The organism is Rhodococcus sp. P4_B6 (genome assembly GCF_056402215.1).
In genome coordinates, this window is the sequence record NZ_JBFUHV010000003.1 from 121,976 (window position 1) to 138,562 (window position 16,587).

Annotated in this window: 13 protein-coding genes and 1 pseudogene; 5 read left to right on the forward strand and 9 right to left on the reverse strand. The window is 63.5% G+C overall.

Annotated elements, in window-relative coordinates; translation table 11 throughout:
• Nucleotides 1-663 precede the first annotated feature (663 nt).
• Nucleotides 664-2,304 carry a class I adenylate-forming enzyme family protein gene (locus AC1DWT_RS02310; protein ID WP_095860527.1) on the reverse strand — a complete coding sequence of 547 codons (1,641 nt, stop codon included), beginning with the start codon at nucleotides 2,302-2,304 and terminating at the stop codon, nucleotides 664-666.
• A gap of 57 nt (nucleotides 2,305-2,361) precedes the next feature.
• Nucleotides 2,362-3,576 (reverse strand): acyl-CoA dehydrogenase family protein, encoded by a 1,215-nt coding sequence (locus tag AC1DWT_RS02315; RefSeq protein WP_073362274.1) that lies wholly within the window; start codon nucleotides 3,574-3,576, stop codon nucleotides 2,362-2,364.
• 133 nt (nucleotides 3,577-3,709) lie between these two features.
• Between AC1DWT_RS02315 and AC1DWT_RS02320 the strand changes: the two genes are divergently transcribed.
• Nucleotides 3,710-4,879, forward strand: coding sequence for a CaiB/BaiF CoA transferase family protein (locus AC1DWT_RS02320; RefSeq protein ID WP_477919536.1), 1,170 nt, complete (start codon nucleotides 3,710-3,712; stop codon nucleotides 4,877-4,879).
• Between the two features lie 59 nt (nucleotides 4,880-4,938).
• Here AC1DWT_RS02320 and AC1DWT_RS02325 read toward each other — a convergent pair whose 3' ends face one another.
• The 3 genes from AC1DWT_RS02325 to AC1DWT_RS02335 form a co-directional block, all read right to left on the reverse strand.
• Nucleotides 4,939-5,637 (reverse strand): TetR/AcrR family transcriptional regulator, encoded by a 699-nt coding sequence (locus tag AC1DWT_RS02325; protein ID WP_073362277.1) that lies wholly within the window; start codon nucleotides 5,635-5,637, stop codon nucleotides 4,939-4,941.
• Nucleotides 5,638-5,640: 3 nt separating this feature from the next.
• A complete protein-coding gene (locus AC1DWT_RS02330; RefSeq protein WP_073362279.1) occupies nucleotides 5,641-6,432 on the reverse strand; it encodes an enoyl-CoA hydratase-related protein in 792 nt (263 codons plus the stop codon).
• Between the two features lie 137 nt (nucleotides 6,433-6,569).
• Nucleotides 6,570-7,208: a TetR/AcrR family transcriptional regulator gene (locus tag AC1DWT_RS02335; RefSeq protein ID WP_073362281.1), complete on the reverse strand. Its 639-nt coding sequence runs from the start codon at nucleotides 7,206-7,208 to the stop codon at nucleotides 6,570-6,572.
• 320 nt (nucleotides 7,209-7,528) lie between these two features.
• Here AC1DWT_RS02335 and AC1DWT_RS02340 point away from each other — a divergent pair, with 320 nt between their 5' ends.
• On the forward strand, nucleotides 7,529-8,698 hold the full coding sequence (locus tag AC1DWT_RS02340) for a MaoC family dehydratase (protein WP_095861027.1): 1,170 nt from the start codon (nucleotides 7,529-7,531) through the stop codon (nucleotides 8,696-8,698).
• 410 nt (nucleotides 8,699-9,108) lie between these two features.
• Here AC1DWT_RS02340 and AC1DWT_RS02345 read toward each other — a convergent pair whose 3' ends face one another.
• From AC1DWT_RS02345 to AC1DWT_RS02355, 3 genes are all read right to left on the reverse strand, one after another.
• Nucleotides 9,109-9,798: an alpha/beta fold hydrolase gene (locus AC1DWT_RS02345; protein WP_095860528.1), complete on the reverse strand. Its 690-nt coding sequence runs from the start codon at nucleotides 9,796-9,798 to the stop codon at nucleotides 9,109-9,111.
• A 2-nt stretch (nucleotides 9,799-9,800) separates the two neighbouring features.
• Nucleotides 9,801-10,655, reverse strand: coding sequence for a MaoC/PaaZ C-terminal domain-containing protein (locus AC1DWT_RS02350; RefSeq protein WP_073362286.1), 855 nt, complete (start codon nucleotides 10,653-10,655; stop codon nucleotides 9,801-9,803).
• A gap of 68 nt (nucleotides 10,656-10,723) precedes the next feature.
• The gene (locus AC1DWT_RS02355; RefSeq protein WP_095860529.1) at nucleotides 10,724-11,893 is read right to left on the reverse strand and encodes an acyl-CoA dehydrogenase family protein; all 1,170 of its coding nucleotides are present in this window, start codon (nucleotides 11,891-11,893) and stop codon (nucleotides 10,724-10,726) included.
• A 207-nt stretch (nucleotides 11,894-12,100) separates the two neighbouring features.
• Between AC1DWT_RS02355 and AC1DWT_RS02360 the strand changes: the two genes are divergently transcribed.
• The 3 genes and pseudogenes from AC1DWT_RS02360 to AC1DWT_RS02370 all read left to right on the forward strand — a co-directional run bounded on the left by AC1DWT_RS02360 (nucleotide 12,101) and on the right by AC1DWT_RS02370 (nucleotide 14,826).
• Nucleotides 12,101-13,762 (forward strand): AMP-binding protein, encoded by a 1,662-nt coding sequence (locus AC1DWT_RS02360; protein WP_477919539.1) that lies wholly within the window; start codon nucleotides 12,101-12,103, stop codon nucleotides 13,760-13,762.
• Between the two features lie 685 nt (nucleotides 13,763-14,447).
• A pseudogene (locus tag AC1DWT_RS02365) lies at nucleotides 14,448-14,630 on the forward strand (phosphatidylserine/phosphatidylglycerophosphate/cardiolipin synthase family protein); the annotation flags it as partial.
• 49 nt (nucleotides 14,631-14,679) lie between these two features.
• Nucleotides 14,680-14,826: a hypothetical protein gene (locus AC1DWT_RS02370; RefSeq protein ID WP_477919574.1), complete on the forward strand. Its 147-nt coding sequence runs from the start codon at nucleotides 14,680-14,682 to the stop codon at nucleotides 14,824-14,826.
• Between the two features lie 930 nt (nucleotides 14,827-15,756).
• On the opposite strand, the gene AC1DWT_RS02375 is transcribed toward AC1DWT_RS02370, so the two are convergent.
• Nucleotides 15,757-16,587, reverse strand: a complete 831-nt coding sequence (locus AC1DWT_RS02375; RefSeq protein WP_477919541.1) for a phytanoyl-CoA dioxygenase family protein — start codon at nucleotides 16,585-16,587, stop codon at nucleotides 15,757-15,759.

Below are 16,587 nucleotides of genomic sequence, written 5' to 3' on the forward strand. Positions count from 1 at the left end.
GTCGAGCCAACTGGAGCCTCGCAGCTGCTCGGAGCCGACGGTTGTACTCGCTGATATCGATCGCGAAGGCGGCTGCAACGTTTTCCGGAGTGGGCCCTCCGAGCGGTTCCCAGAGAAGCGCAAAGTCGAGAATGTCGTTGTCGCGATCGCTGTGCCACATTTGAATTCGGCCTCGTTGCCTACTCTATTTTGCGGTTGTTCGTGGGATCTGTCGGACCGCTCGGTGCCCTGGTCGATCCAAATCGAACATTGAGGGTCCTAAGGAACGGGCTGAGCGCCGCTCGTTCGGCCGTAGTGCGGATATGCGCTTGCCAAGCTGCGTAGTTCTTCTCGAGTACAGTCGGATTCAGGAACTACCTGCCACAAACGGTCGATGAACCGGTGCGATGTCATTCCGAAGTGGACGAATATTTCCGCCTCGGTTGCGCCACCGTATGGTGCCCACTTGCTGGCGAACGCGATGAGGAGCTCTGCCTCAGGACTTCTGTGTTTGCGGTCGACGTCGATCGAAGCGGCACGGCGCCTCTGACGCCGTCGGCGATACTCGTGACAGTTCATGGTTTCGTACCTTGCTCAGGAATAGATGTGCCGTGTGAATTGCGCGCGCACGGTGGATTTCGTCCGCACATGGTCAGCCTCGCTCGTCTCGCGCCAGACGGGTGATCAGTGCGACGAAGGGGTACTGACCGAGGACATCTCGGCGATCCACTCGTCGCGCACGGTGCGTTTGACGACCTTTCCGGTGGCGTTCTGAGGTAGTGGTTTCAGACTGATTCGCCACCGGGTAGGTACCTCGAAATACGCGAGTTGCTCGCGTGCGAACGCGGCCAGTTCCTCCTCGGTTACGGTCGAGTCGTCACGGAGAACGACGATCGCACCGACCTCTTCCCCGAGGTTCGGGTGGGGTAGCCCGACCACGGCCACCTCCCGGACGCCGGGGTGCTCGAGCAAACGGTTCTCCACGTGGGGTGTGGCTATGTTTTCACCACCGCGGATCACGATGTCTTTGCGGCGGTCGGTGACATAGAGGAACCCATCGTTGTCGAGCCGGCCGATGTCACCGGTCCGTAGCCACCGGTCCGGTGTGATCGGATCGTCGACCGGCTCGAGTGAGCGCTCCTCCGCGGTCCAGTACTGCAACATTACCGATGGGCTGCGGACGAGGATCTCGCCTTCGCCGTTCTCGTCCGGGTTTTCGATCCGGATGGTGACGACGGGTAGTGGGCGTCCCACAGAACCGGGCCTGTTGACGAGGTCGGCGCCGATCCCGGTGGCCAGGACACCACCGCCCTCGCTGAGCCCGTAGGTGACCGCAACGCCCCGGGAGGCGTTGGGAAACCATCGCGGAACCTTGTTCCGCAGCTGGGCCCCGACCGGGGAACCGCCCAGACCGACCGTTCGCACTGATGAGGCACCTTCGTGCCCCACTGCCTCCATGTGGTCCATGACGCGGCTGACCAGCGTTGGAACCGTCGACCACACTGATACCTGTTCCTCGTCGAGCAATCGTAGAACCTTCTGCGGATCGAACCGTCCCTCTGTGAAGACGAGGGATCCGCCCGCCAGCATCGGGGTGATGATCTGCTGCAGTCCACCGACGTGGAAGAGAGGGATACTCAGCAGCGCAGTGCTCGGTGCGGGCAACTTGCTGCTGGCCCCTGGGAGGCGGCGGGTCAGCAGCGCGAGGCTCTGCAGGGTCGCCAGGACGCCTCGGTGTGAGAGGACTGCCCCCTTGGGCAGGCCCGTTGTTCCGGAGGTGAACAGGACGATCGCGGCGTCGTCCTCGGTTGCGGTAGGACGGGTGATCGCGGGGGCGGCGTCGCCTTCGAGTGTGCTTGTGATGTCGGCGAAATCGATCCGCTCCTGGGTGTCCGGCAGGAGGGGCGCCCGCACGTCGTCGGCGACGACGTAGCGGGGCGTCACCGTGCGTAGCGCATGGTCTACTTCGGTCCGGCTCCACCAGGCGTTCGCCAGCACGACCACAGCACCCGATCTGATCGCCGCCCAGAACGCGACGACCCACTCGATTGAGTTCGCCCCGAACAGCATGACGCGATCCCCGGGGCGCACGCCGCGTTCATCGAGTAGCGCGGTGATCCGGTCGACGGCGACTTCGTGTTCCGCGAACGACATGCGTCGCGATCCCTGTACAAGGTAATTTCGATCGGTGAAGCGTCGCCCGTCGGCGAGTAGGTCCGCGATGTGATGCCGGCGCTTGACGAAGCTGAGGCACGGGTGGCCGAGGACCTCGATCTCCGCTACGTCGCTACCCCATGAATCGCCGGATTCGATGATGTCCGTCATAGTGCTCGATATTAGTATAGTGGGTATTTACTTTTCAAGAGTGCTGCACTGGACGCGTCAGCGGGGCAGCCCGAGAACGCGCTCGGCGAGAATGTTCCGCTGGACCTCGTCCGTCCCACCGCCGATGCGCAGACCGGGTTGTCCCAGGACGAGTTCTGACCACATGTAGGTTGCGGGCTCCCCGGTGTTCGCGACGATTCGGGGCCCCAAGGCATGCGATACCAACCGGCTCAGAGATGCCAGGTTGTTCGTCAATGCGAGCTTGCCGATGGACATCTCGGGACCCGGACGCTGCCCCGCCCGCAACCGTGCCTGACTCCGCAACCGGGTCCACTTCGCCACCGCAAGTTCGCTATGCAGGCGCATGAACTCCTGCCGCATCACCGGATCGTCAGCTCGCCCGAATCGGCGCAGAAGCGACGCGAGTCGTTCGGTACTGAAGATCCCGCTGCCGCCGGCGGCCGGACCACCCACCGCGGCGCGTTCGTTCATCAAGGTAGCGATCACGACCTCCCATCCCCGGTCGACCTCACCCAAGCGCAGCTCGTCCGGGATCCACACATCGGTAAGAAACACCTCGTTAAACGATGATCCGCCCGTCATCTGTCGGATCGGTTTTACCGCGACTCCCTCGCTGTCAATCGGCAACGCAAACGCAGTGAGGTTCGCGTGCCTCTTGTCAGGGTCGCCGGTGCGGCACACCAGCAAACCGAGAGCACTCAGATGTGCGCCCGAACTCCAGATCTTCTGCCCGTTGATGCGCCATCCCTCGCCCTCGCGGACCGCGCGGGTCGCGATTCCGGCCAGGTCTGAACCGGCCCCCGGCTCGCTGAACAGCTGGCACGCGACGATATCGCCGCGGTGCAGCGCAGTCAGGTAGCGGGACTTGGCGGTGTCGGACCCGTATGCGAGCAGCGTCGGGGCGACCATACCGATTCCGATGTCGTAGATGCGTTGCGCAGGAAACGTGTAATTGCGCTCGAGGCTCTGATACGCGCGTTCGTGGGCGGAGGTCATCCCGGCGCCGCCGTGCTGGGTCGGGCCGGTGATCCACCCGAATCCGGCGTCGAACCGCTGTTGCCGCCACGACCGTGCCGCGGACATTTCCGCGGCTTCCTCGTCGGGGGTCAGATCAGGGAACAGTGCGACGCGTTCAGGCGTGGACGCGTCAGCCTCGGTAGCTCCGTCACCCCTCCACTGATCGGCTGCCGATTCGAGGAATTGCCTTGCTGTGTCGATAAATTCGGAGGACACATCGACGAGGTTCGTCATGACGATTTGCTCGCTTTCCATAAGTTAGTAAGTGATATACCATCTTGCTGAGTGAGGAGCCCCTCGGTCAAGGTCCGCGGGGACTCGAGACGGGCAGCGCACCGCGCGCCCCTATCAGCAGAGGTGACAAATCGTGACGTCAGCACTAGACGGGATTCGGGTGGTCGACCTCACTGTGGCGCGGGCAGGCCCGGCGGCAGTCCGCCTCCTCGCCGAGTGGGGCGCCGAGGTCATCCGTATCGAGATCCCTGGAGAGACCGGCGGAATTGCGGCCGACCACAACAGCTCGGATTACATCAACCTGCACGGCAACAAGCGACTTGTGACCGTCGACCTCAAGGATGTCCGCGGACGGCACATCCTCGATCAACTGCTCGAGTCCGCTGACGTGCTGGTCGAGAACTTTCGGCCCCCGGTCAAGAACCGCCTCGGCATCGACTACCCGACTCTCGCACAGCGGTTCCCGCGTCTCGTGTACGCGAGTATCTCCGGATTCGGGCAGGACGGCCCACTCGGCGACAAAGGTGCGGTCGACCAAATCATCCAGGGGATGGCCGGGTTGATGAGCCTTACCGGGACCGCTGAGGCCCCGCCCACCCGGACGGGTATCGCGGTCGCTGACATGGCTGCGGGATACCTGCTCGCCAATGGCACGCTCTTGGCCCTGCTCGAGCGCCATGACAGCGGACGGGGGCAGTGGGTCCAGGTGTCCCTGATCGAGGCGTTGCTGTCGATGCTGGACTTCCAGGCCGCCCGGTGGACCGTCGACCAGGAAGTCCCGGAGCGGGTCGGCAACGACCACCCCACGATCGCGCCGATGGGAACGTTCGGCACCGCCGACGGATATCTCAACGTCGCAGCACCCAACGACCGCCTGTGGTCCCGACTGTGCGAGGCACTCGGCACTCCGGCGGAGTTGTCTGATCCGGCCTTCGCCACCGTCGCGAGCCGTTTCCATAACAGGGAGCGGCTGAAGCAATTATTGGAGAAGTTCTTCTCGTCGCAGACGCGTGCCGAGCTGACTTCGCGTCTTGACGAGTTCGGCGTCCCGTGCGGGCCGGTGAACACCGTTGAAGAGGCGTTCGATGATCCACAGGTACGCCACCTCGGCGTCGTGGAACAGATCGTCCATCCGGTCCGTGGCGACGTCGGCGTCCTTCGCAGCCCGATCACGATGAGCCGCACCTCTGCGGTATCGAAGCGTCCGGCCCCGGGTCCCAGCGCGGACACCGGGGAGGTTCTCCGCGAGCTCGGTTACACACCCGAGGCTATCGCTGAGCTTCGCAGCGACGGCGTCGTATAGCGCGTAGCGATCCCCCACGAATCGGGTCGTGCCGAGCGTGGGGGATCATCGCGGATCGGCTACTTGGAGGTCTTTTTCCGCTGCTTCTCTCGGACACCGCTGGTGAACAGCGTCGTCAGCCGTTCGGAGGCCTCTGGCAGGTCGAGCTTGCGGTAGCGCAATATCAGGTCTAGTCCGATCGCCCATTGCGATCCGAGGATCGCCCGCCTGACCAGGTCCGGTTCCAGGCCGCGGTCCGCCCACCCCATCCGATCCGCGAGGAGCACACCGATCCGGTCCAGAATCGGCTTCAACGATTCCTGATAGAGCCGTCGACCACTGCCCAGTTCGGAGTACAGGGCGACAGCCTGGATCGCCGCTGACTCCGTGTAGAAGCGCAGGCACCGCTCGTTCACGGCGTTCATGAACTCGATTCGGTCGTCGTACCGGTCGTAGAAGACCTGGATGTCGTAGGCAAGAGCGGCGAGACCGCTGCGGAGCGGCTCGACGATCGCAACCTCGTACATTTCCTCTTTGGAGGCGAGATGACGGTACAAGAACGCCTCGGTCACGCCTGCACGCTCGGCGATCTCCTTTGTCCGCGCGCCGCTGTAGCCCTGTTCGATGAACACCTCGCTGGCCGCGGCGATGATCTTCTTGCGCCGTTCGGCTGCCGATAGGCGCACCTGTTTGGGGCGCTCGACCGCTGTTCTCGAGTCAGCAGACGCGTCCTCGTCCGCGTGGGAATCCTTCGCTGTTCTGCCGGTCTGTCGTGCCATTTCTCACCGTCCCTGGAACTGTGGGCTGCGCTTGTCGAGGAAGGCTCGGCGGCCCTCCGCGAAATCCTCTGACTGTCGGCATTGTGCAGCGAGTGCTGCGAGGGCTTCCGCATCGCGGTCGCCGGCGCATTTGCGACTTTCACCCAGGGCGCGCTTTGTCGCGACGATCGCGAGCGGCGCGTTCCGGGCGATCGAACCGGCGACATCCTGCACGGTGGTCAGCAGTTCGCCGGGCGCCACGACTGCATTCACCAGCCCGGCCGCATATGCCTGCTCGCCGGACCACTTGCGCGCCGTGAAGAGCAGTTCAGCCGCGCGCGGGTATCCCACGGCGGCGACGAGTGGATCGACGTCGACATAGGCCATTCCCAGCCGCGCAGCGGGGACCCCCACTAGCGCGTCCCGCGTCGAGTACCGCAGGTCAGTCGCCAATGCCAATGCTAATCCGCCTCCGAGGCATGCTCCCTCGATCATGGCGATCGACGGGACGGGGAGCGTCCGAACTCGCGCGAGCATGGCTTCGTAGTGCGTATCCAGCGACGATGCGTCCCCTGATTGCGGAGTGTCCGCGACGGCGCTGAGGTCTGCCCCCGCGCAGAAAGCACGACCGCCAGCGCCTCGAAACACAATTACACGGGCTCCGGCGCTGCCGATCAGGTCGTCGAGGACCTGCGGGATCGCCCGCATCATCTCGGGTGTGAGTGCGTTGCGTCGTTCGGGAGTGTTCAGCACAACCCAGCCGACGCGTTCGGTCACCTCGACGAGGATCTGATCGGTCGGTGAATTGACCGTCACTACTGCACCACCTTCTGGTTTCCCGCCTGGAAGATTGTATATCGATTACTTCGATGACACGAACGGCTGTTCTGCGGGTCGATCACGACATCCAAGCATGGGCCGATGTTTTTCGCGTGCATCGCGGCGGCCTGCGCCTACCGCGGTCGTCTCCCCACACCGACCGCGAACATCGTGGTCACCTGTTCCGCCACGACAGGCACGTCCACCGGCTTGTCCTCGAGCAGGTGTTCAAGCGCGATGGTGAGATGAATGCCGATCATTGCATCGACGAAGAGATCGAGCTCGATTGCCTTCGTTGGATAGCCGGTGATGTCGGGGATGACAAGCGCGAGCACGTCGCGCAGTCGGGGGAACAGGTAGTCGGCGTAGAACTGGTTTTTTCCGGTTCCTCCCGATAGCAGCGCCGCGGCCACGAGGGGGGCGATCTCGACCATGCAGCCGAGGAGGAGTTCGTGTGTACGCCGCACCACTTCGACCCGATCGACGTCGTTGCGGGCGGCCAGCTCGCGGGTGTCGTTACTGAGAACGGTGATCATTCGATCGAGAGGTTCGTCGATCGCGAGCTGGAAAAGCTCGTCCTTCGAATGGAAGTGGCGGTACAGATACGCCTCGGTGATGCCGGCGCGGTCCGCGATGTCGCGCGACCGTGCACCGTTGACGCCTTCTTCGACGAAGACTTCGCGGGCCATGGCGATGATCTGGGTCCGGCGTTCAGCGGCGGTGAGACGCTTGCGCGCTTCCGGCCGATCGCCCGGCGCAATTGATCGGGTCATCCCCCGAACTCTAGCAGTGCCTCCCGCTGAAGCTTCGGAAATATGCACGATTGTAGTAAATGACACACCATAAAGCTGGCTAATCCCAGGCAGACCGCGTATTTAGGGCTCAGTCACATCAACTTTGATAGTAAGTACTTGACAATATTACGAGGTGGAGGCATGCTCGAATCCGAGACCGGCTCCCATCCGGGACGTTGAGGCCCAGCATGGGCACTCCGACGCCGGTCGCCCTGCGCGCGATCTCGACACGGCCCGACCGTTCGACGCGACGCCGACACGCATGACTCCCCGACCGAGCACACCGAATGGAGCTCCAGATGTCGCAATCCGTGGTCGACCACGTCACCGGTAGTGGCGAGGACAAGTACGCCAAAATCACCGACCGAGCGCTCGACGACCTACGCAGCCTGATCGGGGTTCCGATCACCGACACCGTCGAACCGTGGTGCTACGAGGCCACCCGGGACAACATCCGCCACTACGCCCACGGCATCGGCGATGACAACCCCCTGTGGTCGGATCCCGATTACGCTGCCACGACACACCATGGCACTCTCGTCGCGCCGCCCAGCTTCGCGTTCGCCCTGAGCCGGATCCTGTCCGGGTACGTCGGCGGACTGCCCGGCGTGCACGCTATGTGGGCCGGCGCGGACCTCACCTGGCACCGGCCGATCCTGCGCGACACCCGTGTCCGTACGTCGGCGTACCTGAAGGACCTCGTCGAGCACGACACACGCTTCGCGGGCCGGGCCTTTCAGCAGATCTACCACGTCGAGATCACGTCCGAGGGCGGCGAGCCGCTGGTCTCCGGCGACTCCTGGTGCTTCCGCACCGAACGTGACGCAGCGCGCGAGCGGGGTTCGAAGTACAGCGAGCAGAAGGCTCTCGGGAAGACTCGTTACACCCAGGACGATCTCGACCGCATTTACGCGCTGTACGAGCAGGAGTCGATCCAGGGCGCGAAGCCGCGATACTTCGAGGACGTGGAAGTCGGGCAGGAGCTTGCCCCGATGGGCAAGGGCCCGATGACGGTGACGGGCTTCATCGCGTTCGCACAGGGTTGGGGTGGTCTTTACATCCGCGCCAACAAGATCGCGTATCAGCAGATCAAGAAGCACCCCGGTCTCGGCATCCCCAACGCGCTCGGCATCCCCGACGTCCCCGAGCGCGTGCATTGGGAGGAGGAGCTCGCCGCCGATGTCGGCACACCCGGTGCCTACGACTACGGCCCGGAGCGTTGCTCCTGGCTGACCCACCAGCTCACGAACTGGATGGGCGACACCGGTTTTCTCGCACGGCACACGGCGCAGATCCGTCACCACAACATCGTTGGTGACGCGGTGACCATTACCGGTCGAGTAACCGACAAGAGCATTGACGAGCAGGGGCGCTCATGCGTCACGATCGAGCAGCAGGCGCATAACCAGCACGGCAACGTGTCCGCCATCGGAACCGGAGTCGTCGTGCTTCCCAATCGCGCCGTCTGAGGATCGCACGATCGCATACGGCGGATCCGCCCCCGTGTCCGCATGGGGGCGGATCCGCCGTATGCCCGCGTCAATTTCCAGCGCTCGCCCGATGTAGATCCGATCGAACGAGACACTGGTACAACTTCGGACCTACYCATGAAGTCAAACGGTCGATCAGGACGTGGCGATACTCTTCCCGGACAACTGGTCTCGAACCAGCCCGGTCGATCGCGCGTATGTGCGCTCCCGCGTGGCACTGACACCGGATTCTTCAGGCAGCCGGCGCCCCGGCCGCTTCACCTGGCCGTCGCTCATCGTGTGACATCGGGCCCTGGACGGACACGCGCCCGCCCCGACCCGTCATCACAGGAACCATTCGGTCCCCACCTATGCAGGTCGGGGCGGGCATCAGCCGTGTCATCCGCCCGTCAGGTCGGCATGCCGCACGACCGCGGGCCGGGCCACAGCTCGGCCATGAACTGTGCGATCGCCGCATTTACTTCGGAAGCGTGGGTGCGGTGTGGGTCATGGCCTGCACCTGCGACGTCGCACAGACGCGCCCGCGTCATTCGGGTCGCGATGTAGGCGCCACCGTCGAGGTAAACCTGTCGGTCCTCTACGCCGCGTACGACAAGTGTCGGCAGGTCAGACCTGGACAGGCGCTCGGCCACAATGAAATCCGTCATCCGGACGACCTGCGCCGTTTCGGCAGGCAACGACAACGCGGATGTCATACGATCAATCATCTGATTCCAGCGCGTGATCCCGGTGGGGCTACGGAATCCGGGACCGGTACTGATCAGCACGACTCCAACGACGGGTGCGGTCGTTGTCAAGGCGCATCGGAGCGCGACGTAGCCCCCCACCGAGTGCCCTACTAACACAACCGGCCGACTCGCCTGAGTTACCAGAGCCTCGAGTTCGGCGGTCGTCCTGCCGATATCGGTGTCGGTTTCGACCGAACCGTGGCGGTCGCCGTGTCCGGGGAGGTCCCAGGTGCGGACATCAATCCGAGGTGTGAACGCACGGACCTGGGCCTCCCACACAGCCCGTGAATCGCCGTAGCCGTGTGTGAGGATCATGGTCAGGCGTGGGCTCACCCCCGGTTCGGCGTCCATGTTCAACGGAATCGGAGTACCCCGTGGCTCAGGGCTGTCACGTCCCGTTCCTTTACGTCGACACGAACGAGTATCCGGTCCGATCCGGACTTCCAGGCCGAGACCACGAGGGTCTCGCCCGGGTAGACCGAGCCGGCGAATCGTCCCGACCACCCCCGTACCGCCGTCGGGTCTCCGTCGAGGAGATGGTCGACGACGGCCTTGCAGACGATGCCGTATGTGCAGAGGCCGTGCAGAATCGGACGGTCGAATCCGGCGCGGGCGGCGAACTTCGGATCGATATGCAGCGGATTGCGGTCGCCGGAGAGCCGGTAGATCGCGGCCTGCTGGGGCAGCGTCGGCACTTCCACACGCAGGTCGGGTTCGCCGTTCACTTCCCACGGTGCTGGCTGCGGGCCCGGATCTCCACCGAAACCGCCCTCACCGCGGATGAAAAGGCTGAAGCGGTTTGTGCACAGCTCGGTCCCGTCGATCGTGCGGGTGTCTGCACGAAGGACCAGCAGCGCGGCCTTTCCCTTGTCATAGACTGCCTCGACCGCCGGGGTCGTCACGATGTCCGCCTCGGGAGGCAGCGGGTTGTGGACCACGAGTTCCTGCTCGCCGTGCAGCATGGTCGACAGGTGGTAGTCCAGACCTGGGCCTTGCATGGCGGGTCGGACGGCCTCGAAGCCGGGGATGACGCTGAACGTCGGCAGCACCTTGAGCACCCGTTCATTGACGTATCCGAGTTCGTCGGCATGAACCGGATTTGCTCCGGCTCCTAGACCGAGATGATAGAGCAACACCCGGTCGGCGTCCCAGCTGTCGTGATGATCCTTCTGCGGCGTGGACACGGCGAGATCGGGATCGAGAGGCATGTATCACTCCTTGTGAGTCGGGGGGCATTACGTCTGTGCCACGGGTCGGGTACGAAGTCGGGGCCGGACTACGCGTGTTGCCGGAATCGGTGGCCGGGGAATAGCTGTGCGGCGATGGCGTTACGCAACACCGGCGGCGATCCACCGGCGACCATCGCAGCGATCGCGTCGCGGTGCAGACGTTGTATCGGGAAGTCCAGCGTCGCACCGTCGCCGCCGTGGAGGAGAACCCCTTGCTGTGTCAGGTTCGGGAGCATTGTGGCGCCGGACAGCTTGGAAACCGTGGAGTCGAGCGGTCGCGGGAATCGCGAATCGATCGCGGTGACCGCGGCCTTGTAGGTGAGCAGCCGGTGCGCCTCGATCGCGACGTGCATGTCGACGAGTGAGTGGTATGTGGCCTGGAACTCGATGATGGGACGTCCGAAGGACTTACGTTCCTCGCAGTATCGGACGGTCTCGTCGTATGCGGCCTCCGCAAAGGCGAGGCTGTAGATCGAATTATGCAACCGCTCCATGTTGAAAGCGGTCATCAGGTCGGAGAATCCTCCTGCGCCACGGATGAGGTTGATCCTGGGCACGCGGCATTCGTGCATGTGGACCTCGCCGTGAGGCAGCCCCCGCGATCCTACGAACTGCGCACCGGGCTCCAGATCGAGCCCGGGGGTCCCCTTCTCCACGAGGATGCACCCCACGCCTTTCGCGCCGGGGATGTCGTCGAAACGGGCAAATACGGCGTAGATCTCGTTCTCGGGAGACCCGGTAATGAACCGCTTCGAACCGGTGACGATGTAGTCGTCACCGTCGAGCACCGCAGTTGTCTCGAGGTCCGTCAAATCAGACCCGTGATCGGGTTCGGTCAGTGCGATCGCACAGCCCTTCAACCCGTTGACGATGTCGGGGAGAAATTTACGCCGGGTCTCCTCCTGTTCGGCGAGCAGGACCATGGAGGGTCCCGGACCTGTAGTGCAGAACGGGGGTTCCCCGAGAATCCAACTCTGCGACGAGCGGAACAGTTCCTCGACCACGATGACGTAATCCAGGGCTGTGCCACCCTTGCCGCCGTATTCGGTGGGGATGGTCAGCCCGAGCAGTCCTGCCTCGCGCATCGACTCGGTGACCTCACGGTAGGGGCTGGCATCGTCGCGATCCCAACTCGTGTGCCGTCCGCGCCAGGCCATTCCCGCCTTGTGGGCGCGCTCCTTGAGTTCAAGCTGCTCGGGCGTGAAGTCGAAGTCCATTGTGCCTCCGATTGACCGGATAATATTAGTAGGTACTATACATAGTTAGCAGAAGCTGTCCAGCACGACGCAACCACCATCGCTGAGGTGCACTCCTTTCGGATTGCACTCACCGAATCGAACGACGAGGACACACGATGGTCGACGACGTGGTGAGCGCCCACTCCACAAGGGGTGGAATCCGGCATGGGTAGGAGGGAGGGTGCGATGAGCACGACACCAAAGAGTTTCTACGAGATCGCACAGCGATACCCGGACCGACCGGCCGTCGTCGACGCCGACGGAACCGAACATCGCACGTACGGAGACCTGCTAGCACGAGTGAACGCCATCTCCAACGGGCTTCGTCGCGAAGGCCTCGATGCCGGGGATGTTGTCGCGCTGCTTACCCACAATTCGCCCGCGTTCTGGGAGATGGAACTCGCCACCGGACAGGTCGGCATGTACATCGTCCCAATCAACACGCATCTGACGCCAGAGGAGATCGCATACATACTGCGAGACAGCGGATCCTTGACACTGGTGGCACACAGTGATCTCGCCGAACAACTCACGTCGATCCACGTCGACCTGCCCGAGAGTCGGTATGCGATCGGCAGCCCGGTCGAGGGATGGCGTCCATACGAAGACCTGTGTGCTGGCGAAACGGACACTCCAACCGACCGAAGATACGGCCCGGTCATGGGATACACGTCCGGGACCACCGGACGACCCCGCGGTGTCCGCCGACGCGTTGCCGGGATCGGCCCCGAGCGGCATGCACAAGGTCTCGTCCGCTCGATTCGGTGGGGGCTGGGCGGCCCCGGCGGTGTGCACCTGGTGTGCTCACCGCTGTACCACTCGGCACCCGGGATGTTCTCCACCGCAGCGCTTCACGACGGTCACACAATCGTGTGCCGACTGCGATTTGATCCCGAGGTCACCCTCCGTGACATCGAGCATTTCCGGGTCACCAATAGTCACATGGTCCCGACGCACTTCCGCCGCCTACTCCAGCTACCAACCGAGACCCGACGCACGTTCGATCCGAGAAGCCTGCAGGCCCTCGTGCATGCCGGTGCACCGTGCCCGGCCGAGACCAAACGGGACATCCTCGCCTGGATCGGCCCGATCGTCTGGGAATACTACGGCGCAACGGACGGCGGTCTGGTAAGCATCGTGGGCCCCGACGAATGGCTCACCCGGCCCGGCACCGTCGGTCGCCCCGCTCCCGGAGTGTCAGTGGCGATCATCGACGAAACTGGTGCCACGCAACCACCCAATACACCCGGGCCGGTGTATCTGCGGGGATCATTCGAGTTCGAATACCACGGCGACCCCGACAAGACGGCTGCGAGCCGCCAGGGACCATGGACGACCGCTGGAGACATCGGCTACCTGGATAGCGATGGATACCTTTTCCTGCTGGATCGACGTGACGACCTCATCATCTCGGGCGGCGTCAACATCTACCCCCGCGAAATCGAAGAGCGTCTCCTGACGCACCCGGAGGTCGACGACGTCGCCGTTATCGGGGTACCCGACCCCGACTGGGGACAGAGCATAGTCGCGTTCGTCCAACCGTCGGCCGACGTCACCGACGACGACAAACTTGCCGGGGAACTCCTCGCCCACTGCCGCCAGGGACTCGCCCCTTACAAGCACCCCCGACATTTCAAGTTCCGCTCGCGCCTACCCCGTACCGAAGCCGGCAAGTTGCAACGCCGATTGCTTCGGTCAGACGACGCGCCACAATCGGAACCAGCGCTCGCAGACAATCCGAAAGTTCACAGCGAGGCCACACCGTCCGCCGCCACTGGTTCGAAGAACGTTCCACCTGAGACAAGCCTCAACAGGCTACGCCGCGCAACACAAACAATCCGGACGTGAACACAATGCGAGATCCCCCGGTATCGAAGCTCCCGAGAATTATTGCGGCCATGCAGAGGTGATGGTTGAGTGTGAATCGTCGCGACGGTTCACGTGGGGCACAAGAGTCATTAATTATTGTGCACACAACATCTATTCGTACTTGTGACGACCACCGCACAGCGTGCACGAGGAAGCGACCGCTAATTACTGCCAGGGACAACTGGTGCGGTGCGCCCTAGGTTTCCCTTTCCGGAGTGCACATCCCGGAAAGGGTGCAGAACCGCCGGCCGGCGGGCATCATGGCGGCCCGGCCGGCGGCTCGAGCACCAGCCAGGTATCGATCACCGTTGCGCTCCAACCTAGTAGACGCGGTCCAAATTGCCCCGGCGCGCGCCGGTGGAGGAATCCCTAACCCACGGCGGCGTATTCTGACACGGCGCACGTTGTCGTCAACCGCGCTGCCGGCCTCGGCGCGCACGCTCGGTACCCGCGCTGGCGCGCCGAACCCATCCCACACCGCGAACGAGGGGCGCCCGTGACGGCATCCATCCTTCGCACCAGAAGCGGGATCTACGAATCAGTTCTAGGGGAAGGGGACATGTCATCTTCACAGTTCAGCGGCCTGCATCCGTGGCTCGAACGTGAGGCCGCCGATACCGGAACCCACCCAACCGCGTGTTCGCACCTGTTACCGTTTTCGAGTGTGAGGACCACCTTCCACGGGCCGAGTCCGTGGCCACACATCACCCGCGCCATCCGCACGCGCGGAACCCGTCATGCGGCGATCGCCCACCTCGGCCAGGGCGCGCCCGCCCTGCCGCCACTGCGTGCCGGGGACGTCCTCGACGTGAATGCCGCCGAGTCATCGCATCGAGGGTTACCGACGCGGTCGACGATCACCTGGTATTCCGGCGACCCGAGCTCGGATACCGATTTTGACGAGCTGGTCTATCGCAGATGGGTACACGTTTGCCGCCCGCACCGTGATCATGTCGTCGCTGATCGCCGATCCCGACTCGCCCGCCCACGCTCTCGAAATCGAAACCAGTGCCACCGAGTGGTGGCTCCAGGCATCCTTCTGATGTGAAATCCCACCACCAGGATTTCCCGAGAGCCGGCATGTTCATCGCCTAGCCTGTGGATGATCGACCTCGCGAATGCCCACGTTGAGATCGGCGCACTACTGCGCGTAGGTACGGGCCGAGTTCTTGCCGAGGCACTCCCCCTGCAGGCTGAGCCCGTTCCTCCTCACCGGGGTACCGGAAGCAGGAATTGTCCTCCGTACCCACAGGTCTGGCCGACGGACTCGAGCACAAAGCACGACGCACCTTTGTGATTACCTAGCGATCAATCCGCACGGGTCGAGTCCGGCCGCCGTTGAGAAATCACCACGTGCTGGTCTCGAATCACTTTGTGCGCGAGGGCAGTCCTGACGCGAATGTACGTGCCTGCCTTCTTACGCTCGAGCATGCATGAAATGTGCGCGCAGAGATCGGCGGGGCTTCTTGCAGAACCGCACAACGGATTCCTCCACGGCTGTCACACCGTCTGTTGCCTGCATCCACCGGACGGGTAGAGGAGTATGGGCTCACATCGCTGCCTTACTGTGTTCCCGGTGGGAATCGAACGAGTGTTACTGGAACTGCCGGCAAACTCGACTCCAGCAGACGTGGAGGCGCAGGCCGTCGCTCAGTTGCAGTCCAAGGCATCCGGACCTGGTCCCATCTGCCCCTTCAGACGATCCTGACCACCAATGAGCGCGGCGTCAGCCGGTACACCTTCACCCACTGGATCGACGACGACCACCGCCACTAACCAGCCGGAGCGACACCACTACTCGCGCACGATCGATTCACGGCACACCTGAACCCGGGTAAGGCGATCCGGCGAAACAGCCCCCACGCCGTACACGACATTTCCAAAACCGAGTCGCGGAAACCTCACAGCGCCACCACCAGCGTAGATGCTCTCTATCGACCCGGAAAATGCCTACAAACTCCGCTCCAGGCTGATTACGCGTCCTCGGTCATACGCACGAAGCRTGGATGATCGCCGAGTCGGGCACCCGGCTCGAGACCGAGGTCGTCGGTGTCGGCGAACCGCGCCCCCGTATACCGCACGTCGCCGGGAAAACAGCCCATCGCCCACGCCCATCGAGGCTCCTCGGTGAGATTGGGCGTCGCGCTGTGCACCATCATGCCATGGTGGACGGTGGCGTCTCCTGCCTGAAAGTGCAACGGCGGACTCACGTCGAACTCCTCCGTGAGAGAAGGATACTGGCTGACCAGATCGATGTCGGATCGCAACGAGCGCCCAAGAGGCCCTTCCAAGTGCGATCCGGTCAGGAACCGAAGCGCACCTCGTTCGGGTGGCACATCCTGCAGCGCCACCCAGAACGTGATGAATCCGATCCGATCGTGCGAGAGATTCGGCCAATCCTGATGCCAGTCCGTCGCCGTGCTGCGCTGCTCCCCTTGCTCGGGCAGTTTCACCAACGCTCCGTCCAGACCCAGGTGGATTCCGATCTCGCGGCCCAGCAGTCGTTGCGCATTGCGACCCATCGACCTCGACATGGACACCCTGTGGAAGGGCTCCACATTTCCGTCGCGGGCCAGGAACCGCCAGTCTCGCCATGCACCCGCATCGAAGTACCGAGTATTTTGCACCGCCGCGGCATCGGGTACCTGGGCACCGTCTGTCCCCATGTGCTCAACCAAGAAATCCGCCATCGCCCTCACAGCATCGGTATCGACGTATCGCGGAAGGAGGACCCAGCCGTCTCGCCGAAACGCTGCCGCCTCGTCGTCTGTGATCTCCCGTACCGGGTCAACGCAGGTCTTCAT